Here is a 9,666-nt window from a genome sequence, read left to right as displayed (position 1 = left end):
ACAAGCGTGCCTCACCTCGGTGAGGCACGTCTCTTTGTCCCTTCTCGTTTTCGTGGGCGGCCACGTCTGTGAAGAGCACGATTTTGTGGCTTTCGATGTCGGCGAGGCTCAGCGGGACAGGAGAGCCAGCCCAGGTCAAGCTCCTGGTTTTTCAGAAAACTGCTTTGCACAAGCACCTTTGAACGGCTCTACTAATCCGTGATGCCCGCCATCAACAACCCCAGCTTTTCCTCGGTGGCCTCGCTGGCCTTGAGTTCGCCCATGATGCGACCCTCGAACATCACCAGAATACGGTCGGCCAGCGAACGCACCTCGTTGAGGTCGGCAGAGACCAGCAGCACGGCCATGCCGGCGTCTCGAGCCTTCACGATGTTCTCGTGGATGAACTCAATGGCACCGATGTCCACCCCACGGGTCGGCTGGGCGGCCACCAGCACCTTGGGCTTACGGCTCAGCTCGCGCCCCACAATAATTTTTTGCGCATTGCCGCCCGAATAGCGCCGGGCGGCCAGCTCGGTGCTGCGGGGGCGCACGTCAAACTGCTCCACGATTTCGCGGCCTTTGGCTTCAATCTGGTCGGCGTCAATGAAGCCCAGAAAGCCCGCGTTGGGCTTCCGGTAGTGGTCACCCAGAATCAGGTTCTCGCGGGTGGTAAAGTCCAGCACCAGCCCCCGGGTATTGCGGTCTTCGGGGATGTGAGAGAGCCCCCACTCGCGCACCACCCGGGCATTTGGCCGTAGGGTCTGACCGGCGTACTCGATGGTGCCCTCGTAGGCGCGCAGGCCGGTGATGGCCTCCACCAGCTCGGTCTGGCCGTTGCCCTCCACCCCCGCAATGCCCACAATTTCCCCGGCCCGCACCTCAAACGAAACCCCGTTCAGACGATGTTTTTTGTCCTTACCCGGCATGCTCAGGTTGCTCACTTTGAGCAGCGTTTCGCCGGGCCGGGCCTCCGACTTGTCCACCGACAGAATCACCTCGCGCCCCACCATCATGCGGGCCAGCTGGGCCACGTTGGTCTCAGGGGTGTTCACGGTGCCAACCACCTTACCGTCTCGGATCACGGTGACCCGGTGGGAGAGCTTGATGACCTCGGCCAGCTTGTGGCTGATGAAGATGACGGCGTTGCCCTGTTCCACAAAGCGGCGCAGGAAGTCGAAGAGCTCGTCGGCCTCCTGGGGCGTAAGAACGGCGGTGGGCTCGTCCAGAATCAGGATTTTAGCCTTGCGGTACAGGGCCTTGAGGATTTCCACCCGCTGCTGCAAACCCACCGGCAGTTCCTCCACCGGGGTATCGAGGGGCAGGTCGAACTCCAGCTCCTTCATCAAAGCCTCGACCTCGGCCCTAGCCTGCGCCAGGTTGAGCTGACCGCCCGATACAGGCTCTGAGCCAAGAATCACATTTTCCAGCACCGTGAAGGGGTCCACCAGCATGAAGTGCTGGTGCACCATCCCGATTCCGAGCGCGATGGCATCGCCGGGCTCGGTGATTTGCACCTTTTGTCCGTTGACCCAGATTTCGCCCTGATCCGGCTTGACCAGTCCGTAGACAATCTTCATCAGCGTGGACTTACCCGCACCATTCTCGCCCACCACGGCCAGCACCTCTCCCCAGCGCACATTCAGAGAGATGTGGTCGTTGGCCAGCACCAGGGGGTAGCGTTTGGTAATGTTTTTGAGCTCGAGGGCCACCGCACCCTTTTCATGCAAGGTGGGGGTGGAAAGTGTGTCGTCCATGCCCCCAATCATACAGGCAAGGCCTGCCCCAGGCACCGGCCCAAGCCCAGTGAAGCCACACAAAACGCCCAGGGAGTTCTCCCTGGGCGTGGATACCCAAAGCCAGGTTAGCGTTTGTCGGGCACCTTGAGCGCGCCGGAGATAATCTGGCTGCGCAACACGTTCAAGCGATTGATAACCGCCTGGGGAATGAGAGCGCGGTTGTAATCGTCGAGGGCATAACCCACGCCGTTGTTGTTCAGGCCAAACTCGCGCACGCCACCCTTGAAGGTGTTGTCCTTGACGGACTTGATCACGTCGAAGGTGGCCACGTCAACCCGCTTGAGCATGGAGGTGAGCACGTGGTTCAGGGTGCGGGGGTTGTTGTCGGTGTCACCGAGGTAGTTCTGGTTGGCGTCCACACCCACCATGAACATGGGGCGGCTGGTGGCGGCAGGGCAGGATTGGTTGTAGGCCGCATAGCGGGGCACGTTCGAGCCGTTGTTGGAGATGAAGCGCACTCCGGAGGGCAGGTCGGACTGCTTCAAGCAGCGCTGCTGCTTGACAAAATCCAGCACGCCGAGGCCCGAGGCGCCGGCTGCGGCGTAGATGATGTCGGCGCCTTGCTTGGCCTGGGCATTGGCGATTTCCTTGGCTTTGCCGGGGTCGTTCCAGGCAGCAGGGGTGTTGCCCACATAGTTGATCAGCACGCGGGGGTTGGCGATGTTGCGCTCGCGCATCCCCGCGATGGCCCCGGCGCGGTAGCCCTGCTCAAACTTGTGGATGAGCGGGATATCCATGCCCCCCACAAAGCCCACCACACCGGTGTTGGTGGTGCGGCCCGCAATGTAGCCCACCAGGTAGCTACCCTCGTGCTCGCGGAACACCAGGCCCACCGCATTGTCGCACTTGCCCTCGCACGGCACCGAGTCAATGACGGCGAACTTGATGTTTTTGAACTCCTGGGCGTTGCGGGTAATGGAGGGCTCGTTGGCGAAGCCAACCCCCACAATCAGGTCGAAGCCCTCCTCGGCAAAACGGCGAATGCCCTGTCCCACCTGGCCGGGGTCGCCGGGCTCAAAGTCGAAGACCTTGACCCCCAGCTCCTTGGCGGCGCGCTGGGCCCCTTCGAAAGTTGATTGGTTGAAGCTGCGGTCGTTTTTGCCACCTGCGTCGAAAGCCATGCCCACACGCACCTCTTGGGCCAATCCCAGCCCCAGTGCGGTGGCCAAGGCCACACCGAACACCACGAGTTTCTTCATGTGATTCGCCTCCGTTACTTGTGGTCGTCACAAGTTTCAAACTGGCTGTTAGCCTCCGGCATTATAGAGCAGAAGCCCTGTAGCTAGAAAGGGGCTTGACAAAGAACAAGCCGTGCTTTACGGGTTCCGTAGGCGTTGGTCAGCATGGTGACGTGTCCAATGCTCTCGCAGGGCAGGAAATCTGGCGCCCGACCATCCTCAACCTTCAATAGCCTTGCGCAACAGACAAAACCTGGCCCGGACTTGAGCGATGAACCCTGATTTGGCCTGATAACTTCAGGTCTGGGCGCAACTACTTCGTTGCATCAAAGGCCGTATAACCACACCTGCACGTTGAGTAAATCAAGTCAATCCCAGCCTGGACTCGCTCGGCTCCTCTCCGACCTTGTACGGGAGGCCAGGTGGGGTGGCTGACCTGGCCCTTCACGCAACCAGCAGATGGGGGTTATGTCCGATGCCCGACCCAACCCTCTCCACGCGGCTCGAGGGCTATCACTCTTTGGAATCTGTGGGCGTGGATGGGTATCTTTACGACTGTGCACTTAACTCCCTTGGAAAGAGGGGACTGCCAGCCTTTGTTGACGGAGAGGAACCCATGCAAAGCCTGGGAATAATCTTCTCGAGCTAAAATGCTACCATCTCGTTATGTCTACGCCTAAGCAACGTGTTGCAGAACTCCGAGAGCAAATTCGCTACCACAACTACCGGTACTTCGTGCTAAACGACCCGCAGATTTCCGATGCGGAATACGATCGCTTGTTGCGTGAGCTGAAGGAACTCGAAGAAGCGCACCCCGAGCTGATCACCCCAGACTCCCCCACCCAGACGGTGGGGAGCCAGCTCTATGAGACCACCTTCGAGGCCGTGCCCCACCCTACCCGCATGTTTTCGTTGGGGAATGCCTTTGGCCCTGAAGACCTTGAAAACTTCGAGGCCAGCATCAACCGCGCCCTAGGCCGCGAAGAGGCGCGTGAATATGTGCTGGAATACAAGATTGACGGCCTGTCGGTCAATCTGATCTACCGCGAGGGCGTATTGCGCCGGGGCCTGACCCGGGGCGATGGAGTGGTCGGCGAGGACGTCACGCCCAACCTGCTCACCGTTTCGGACATCCCCCGCGAGTTGCCGGAGCCCTTGAACCTGGAGGTGCGGGGCGAAATTTACCTGCCAATCCAAACCTTTCTGGAACTTAACCAGAAGCTGGAGGAGGAGGGCGCCGCGCCCTTCAAAAACCCCCGCAATGCCGCCGCCGGTAGCCTCCGGCAAAAAGACCCCCGGATTAGTGCAGAGCGGGGCTTGCGCGGCTTGTTCTACGGGGTGGGCAGGCCCGAGAGCTTTGGGGTGACCACCCAGCTGGAGCTTTTGAGGAAACTAGAGCAACTCGGTTTTTCGGTAGAGCCCCACCACCGGGTGGTGCGGGGGGTGAAGGGAATCGAGGAGGGCTACCGGGCCATGCTGTCCCAGCGCCGCGAGCTGCCCTTCGAGGCCGATGGTGTGACGGTCAAACTCAATGACCTGGCCCTCTGGCTCGAGCTTGGCTACACCGCCAAAACCCCCCGCTTTGCCATTGCCTACAAGTTTCCCGCCGAGGAGAAGCCCACACGGGTTTTGAAGGTGGTCTTTCAGGTCGGGCGCACCGGACGGGTGACCCCGGTGGCCGGACTCGAGCCCATCTCGCTGGACGGCTCCACCGTCAGCCGGGTCACGCTGCACAACGAAAGCTATGTGCAGGAGCTGGGCCTGCGAGTTGGCGATACGGTGCTGGTGCACAAGTCAGGCGGGGTCATTCCCGAGGTTTTGCGCGTTTTGACCGAGGCGCCCCGGGGCCATAAGCCCGTCGAGTGGCCCCAGGCCTGCCCGGAGTGCCACAGCGAGCTGGTGCTCTCGGGCAAGATTCACCTCTGTCCCAACCCCCTGTGTCCGGCCAAAGCCTTTGAGTCCATCCGCCACTTTGCCAGCCGCCGGGCCATGGACATTCAGGGGTTGGGGGAAAAGCTCATTGAACAGCTGTTGGGGGCCGGGCTGGTCAAAGATGCCGCCGACCTGTACAGCCTTCGCAAAGAAGACCTGATTGCTCTCGAGCGCATGGCTGAAAAAAGCGCCCAGAACCTGCTTGAGCAGATTGAAAACAGCAAGAACCGGGGCCTCGAGCGGCTTCTCTTTGCCCTGGGCATCCCGCAGGTGGGCGAGACCACCGCCCGGGCCCTGGCCCGGCGCTTCGGACACCTGGACAGGGTTCTCTCGGCTACGGTCGAGGAGCTGGATGCCGTGCCGGACATTGCCGAAGTCACCGCCGAAGCCATCCACAAGGCCCTGGCCAAACCTCAGATGCGTCGTTTTATTGACCGATTGCGAGCCGCCGGGGTCAGTTTCGAGGCCAAGGAAAAGCAAACAAGCAACGCCCTGGAAGGGCTTACCTTTGTGCTCACCGGCGAGCTTTCGCGTCCCAGGGACGAGGTGGCGCGGGCGCTCGAGGCGCTGGGGGCAAAGGTATCGAGCTCGGTCAGCAAAAAAACCAGCTACGTGGTGGCGGGGCCTGGCGCGGGCTCCAAACTGGCCAAAGCGCAGGAGCTTGGAGTTCCCGTGCTGGACGAGAGCGGTCTAACCCAACTGCTCCGGGCAAAAACCCAGGATGCTGCATCCTGAAAAGCCGGCCTCTTGCGAGCAGCGCAGCGCCACAAAGGCGAGACAGGAGGGTTGGCCCCAGTACCAAACCCTGGGCGCACATGCAACTTTCAAGGACACAAGGAGGGAGGCTGGCAGAGGGCATCCACCCCCTGCCCGCTTCCCCGAGCGTATCTCCGTTCCTACAGTGTGCAAAGTGTATGTGGGCCGCTCTGAATGATGCCGCTTCCCACGAATGCCATGGCTGGCAAAGGTCCCCTACTTTCCAGCAGCCTCTCCAGGTCTTGCCAGTGGGCAAAACCTGACTTCAACCCGATACACCAGACCAAACCGTACCGGCTCACAGCCAGACAAAACCTGCTACTACCTGCACAGGTCGTTGCGGCAAACGTCCAGCACCGCCCAGTCGCGGCCTGGCTGGTTGCGCACCACCAACTTCAGGTACAGGCGACCGTCCTCGCTCCAGTAACGGTCTCCACTGCTGCTGTCGAACTCGGCTCGAGAGGCTGCACGCGGCAGTTTGTTGCGGTTGTCAATCCAGTAGTCGCGGTAGATGGAGGGTTCTCCGCTGTAAGGCAGCACCACGTTGATGTACTCGCCGGGAGCGCTGTTGTCAAAGCGCAGCTTGAGCTTGTTGGGCACACTTCCCGTCAGGCCCAGGGTGTAAGAACGGCCTTTGATGACGGTGGCGCCAAACTCGAGGTTGTCTCCGCTGTTGGGCTTGCCCCACATGCGGAAGACCGGATTGCCGCCATCGTTTCGCGTGAGCGAGACCGGGGCTATGTTGCCGCTGCTTTCGTTGTAAAGGTAAAGCCGGGCGTAGCCATAGTTGCAGATGCCCGCGTTCCACTCGGGCCGGATTACGCAGTTGCTATCGAGCAGGAAAGGGTGGTTGAGCACAATGGCATGGCCCCGGCTTCCACTCACCGAGCCGTCGGCATCAATGAAAACGCTGCCCCGGTAGCCATCGGAATTCTCATCCTTGGCGATTTCTTCGGGGGTGGGTTCAGGCCGGGGCGGAAGGTAGACGGCTTTGGCGTTGTCAAAACGGGCCCCCTGGGCAAAGTTGCGGCTATCAATGGCGAATGCGGTAAAGCGCAGGTAGCTCATGGCCCCGGCTTCACGGGTAGCGGTTTGGCCACCCTGAGCATTTTGGATCTGGAGCGGCTGAAAGTTGACAAACTGCACGTTGCGGAAGCCGATTTTGCCATCGTAGAACTCGAAGCCCCGGATGGGGAAGTTGTCCTGAATGGGGCCGCCACTGCTGGCCGCCCAGGGCCTCGGTAGGCTGCGGCCATCCACCCCGCGAAACTCCCAGTTTTCGGGAAAGCCCTTGTTGGCGCTGTCGCCTACCACCAGCGAGTCTTCCAGGGTGCTTTCCGAGGAGGCAAAGGTCACGCCAATGGCATTATCGGCCAGCCTGGCGCCAATCACCTTGTGGTGGATGCCCCGGAGCCAGGCCGCGTTGCCCCGGTTCTTGTAGGCCGTAAAGTTTTTGAATTCAGCCGTAACCGGCGGGTTCTTGACGTTGTCGTACTGGTTCTGCCCATCGGCGGGGTTGGTGCGGGGGTTGTAGAAGGTGGTCTCGGACGCCAGGGTGTCCTTGTTGGGGCCGCGGTCAACCATGAGGCCATCCCAGTTGGAGTGGGCCACATTTCCCGAGAACTCGCCCAGCGGCGTCCGGCGAGGCCAGATGGTGTTGGTGGCCGAAGGGCCGGTCGGGTTTTCCGGCAGGGCATACCAGAAACCGGTATGGTGAGAGCCCGCAGCCACATTGTTCCTGACGATGTTGTCGGGGTGGGTAATCCAGAAGGTAGCGGGGTTGTTGTCGGTGGGGATGACCGGCCTTTCGCCCTGCTGGCTGTTGGGGCGTCGGGTCAGGATGCCCAGGTTGTTTTCCAGCAGGTTTTTAGTCTCGGCCCCGTCCTCTAGGAAGTAGCAATGACCCACGGTGTTGTAAGCCACATTGCCCACCACTTCCACCCGGCTGGTGCCGTGGATGGTCACACAGCGGTTGAAGCTCTGGTGGATGGACGACTGCTTCAGATACTGCCCCGGTGCGTCGCCCATCAGGTGCCAGTGAACGGGGTAGCGGGCTAGCTGGTTGCGCTGGCCCATGCGAAATAGCTCCACGCCGGAGATGCGCAGGCTGCCCCCCGACATGGCCATAATGTGGCCGCCAAAGCCGCTCTGGCTGGAAGTCTCGTCCCCCTGAATGGTGATGTTGCGGCTCAGCAAGCCCACCTCGCCGCGCTGATCCACCCCAAAGGTAACCTCGCCAAAGTGCGGGTAGCGGAGGGGGGTGTCCAGGGTGATGGTGTTGCCGGTGATGGCGGCGATAGTTCTGACCTCGGCCTGCTCGGGGTTGTAGTCGGTGGAAGCCAGCACGATACGGTCGCCCACCCGCCAGCCGCCAGCATCCACAACGGTAATGCGATTGGCCCCAGCGGCCACGCTCCCGCTGAGTTTGGTCCAGCCATTGCGGGGTTCCCCATGCACCTCCAAAACACCCCCCATCATCACGCCAATCACCTTGCTGCCCATGCCCATGATGCTTTCACCGGGGTTGTTGCCGGTCAGGGTCAGGACAGCCCGGTTGCGAAAGGGCTGGCTGGGGGTGCCAATCTCGAGCCGGCCATGCACCATAATCCAGTCGGCGCTGAGTTGTAAGTCCTTGTTGTCGAAGCGCAATATCCCATAGATGTTGATTCCCTTGAGGGCCGGGGGGCTGATGTCGAGGGTGACGGCCAGGTCAGCCGGAATGGTGACCACCTCGCCTGCCCGGGGCACCTGTCCGCTGGGCCAGGTTTTGGGGTCCGACCACACCCCCGACCGGCTGGGATTGGGCCCCCCCGGAGGCGGATTGGCTCCAGCGTCCTGCAACTTACAAGCAGCAACACTTAGCACAATCATCAGCCATAGCCAGTGTTTCACGGGTCTTCTCCAGGCATGGGTAATCACCAAAAATGAGATGGCAGGCCTAACAAATCCGTTTCCTAAGATACCTAGGGCCCATTCATCCGCTTGTTTGGTCCTGATTAAGACAGGGTTTAGCCTCACATCACCATTTAGGCTCTTCCACGTGAGCCTGCCGACGCACTCCAGGGGACTGGCGATAATTTCTGCCTCATCTCCAAGCCAGAGCCTTGCACACCTGTAACCCGAAAAAGACCCCGCTCACGCTCGAGTTCAGCACTTACCTAGACAAAGCTCCGCGTCCGCTCTATACTCATAAGCTGCTGATGCCGAGGAGTAGCGCAGCCTGGTAGCGCACCTGCTTCGGGAGCAGGGGGTCGCTGGTTCGAATCCAGTCTCCTCGACCACATGACCTCACGATGGGTGAGGTTTCTTTTTTTGCAACAAGCCTGCCGGTGCTTTTCTCACGGGCTTCAAATAACGATTTGTGAAACTCAAGTCTGCGATAGACTGCCCTGTATTGGTACACAAGCAAGGCCCCGCGCTCACCATACCCATGCATATAGCCAAGTAAAACCATGAAACGCTGGCTCATCCTATTGGTAGCCCTTGCCATCGGCAGTATGGTGGCAGGCCAGTCTAGCGGGTACCGTCTGAGGGTGGTCTCCTGGAGCTGCAAAGCCTTTGCTCGGGGCGTACTGGTGCAGGGCACAGTCAGAAATATCAGCGCCCGGCCCTTGCAGGACCTGCGGGCCAATGTGTGGGTGGTGGGGCCGGGCCTCCGCATGGCCAGCAACTCAGCACCCCTGAAAGACCGAAATTTGATGCCGGGCGAGGTCGCACACTTTGAGGTGCGGGTTCGAACCGGTTTTGACTCGGTTAATCGTTGCGAGCTGTGGTTTCGCAACGCCAGGGTAATCCAGATTGCAACCCTGGTTCCCAACCCGCGCTAGACTTTGCAAACCGGCCATTTGTAAAGTCTCGAATGTTTGACGACCACCGAGTCGTAACCGCAAAAAGCTGAACTCCAGGCATACGAACACTCCACCACCCAGCGCCTGGGCAGCCGCACAAACCGCCTGGCCCCTTCCACCCCGCCCCCACCCAGTGCAATCCCATGCCCCTAAAAAGCCAGCCCTGATTCAACA

Annotated in this window: 6 protein-coding genes and 1 tRNA gene; 4 read left to right on the top strand and 3 right to left on the bottom strand. The window is 60.6% G+C overall.

The window, feature by feature from the left end:
• Positions 1 to 202, top strand: a 202-nt coding sequence (locus NZN28_RS12730) for a hypothetical protein (RefSeq protein WP_295398722.1), incomplete at its 5' end; no start/stop codon positions are given.
• Here the strand turns inward: NZN28_RS12730 and NZN28_RS12725 are convergent.
• On the bottom strand, positions 192 to 1,736 hold the full coding sequence (locus NZN28_RS12725; protein ID WP_295398721.1) for an ABC transporter ATP-binding protein: 1,545 nt from the start codon (positions 1,734 to 1,736) through the stop codon (positions 192 to 194). The genes NZN28_RS12730 and NZN28_RS12725 overlap by 11 nt on opposite strands.
• Before the next feature lie 107 nt (positions 1,737 to 1,843).
• Complete coding sequence (locus NZN28_RS12720; protein WP_295398720.1) at positions 1,844 to 2,977, bottom strand: BMP family ABC transporter substrate-binding protein; 1,134 nt, start codon at positions 2,975 to 2,977, stop codon at positions 1,844 to 1,846.
• Positions 2,978 to 3,622: 645 nt separating this feature from the next.
• Here NZN28_RS12720 and ligA point away from each other — a divergent pair.
• A complete protein-coding gene (ligA, locus tag NZN28_RS12715) occupies positions 3,623 to 5,623 on the top strand; it encodes an NAD-dependent DNA ligase LigA (RefSeq protein ID WP_295398719.1) in 2,001 nt (666 codons plus the stop codon).
• 342 nt (positions 5,624 to 5,965) lie between these two features.
• On the opposite strand, the gene NZN28_RS12710 is transcribed toward ligA, so the two are convergent.
• On the bottom strand, positions 5,966 to 8,536 hold the full coding sequence (locus NZN28_RS12710; RefSeq protein ID WP_295398718.1) for a G8 domain-containing protein: 2,571 nt from the start codon (positions 8,534 to 8,536) through the stop codon (positions 5,966 to 5,968).
• A gap of 312 nt (positions 8,537 to 8,848) precedes the next feature.
• Between NZN28_RS12710 and NZN28_RS12705 the strand changes: the two genes are divergently transcribed.
• Together NZN28_RS12705 and NZN28_RS12700 are read left to right on the top strand one after the other, a co-directional pair.
• Positions 8,849 to 8,925 (top strand) — tRNA-Pro (locus NZN28_RS12705).
• A gap of 171 nt (positions 8,926 to 9,096) precedes the next feature.
• The gene (locus tag NZN28_RS12700; RefSeq protein WP_295398717.1) at positions 9,097 to 9,471 is read left to right on the top strand and encodes a hypothetical protein; all 375 of its coding nucleotides are present in this window, start codon (positions 9,097 to 9,099) and stop codon (positions 9,469 to 9,471) included.
• The last annotated feature ends 195 nt before the right edge of the window (positions 9,472 to 9,666 follow it).

This window comes from Meiothermus sp., assembly GCF_025056915.1.
In the GTDB taxonomy this organism is placed as follows: domain Bacteria; phylum Deinococcota; class Deinococci; order Deinococcales; family Thermaceae; genus Meiothermus.
The sequence above is the reverse complement of the archived record's forward strand: the minus strand, read 5'-3'. Positions and strand labels throughout refer to the sequence as shown.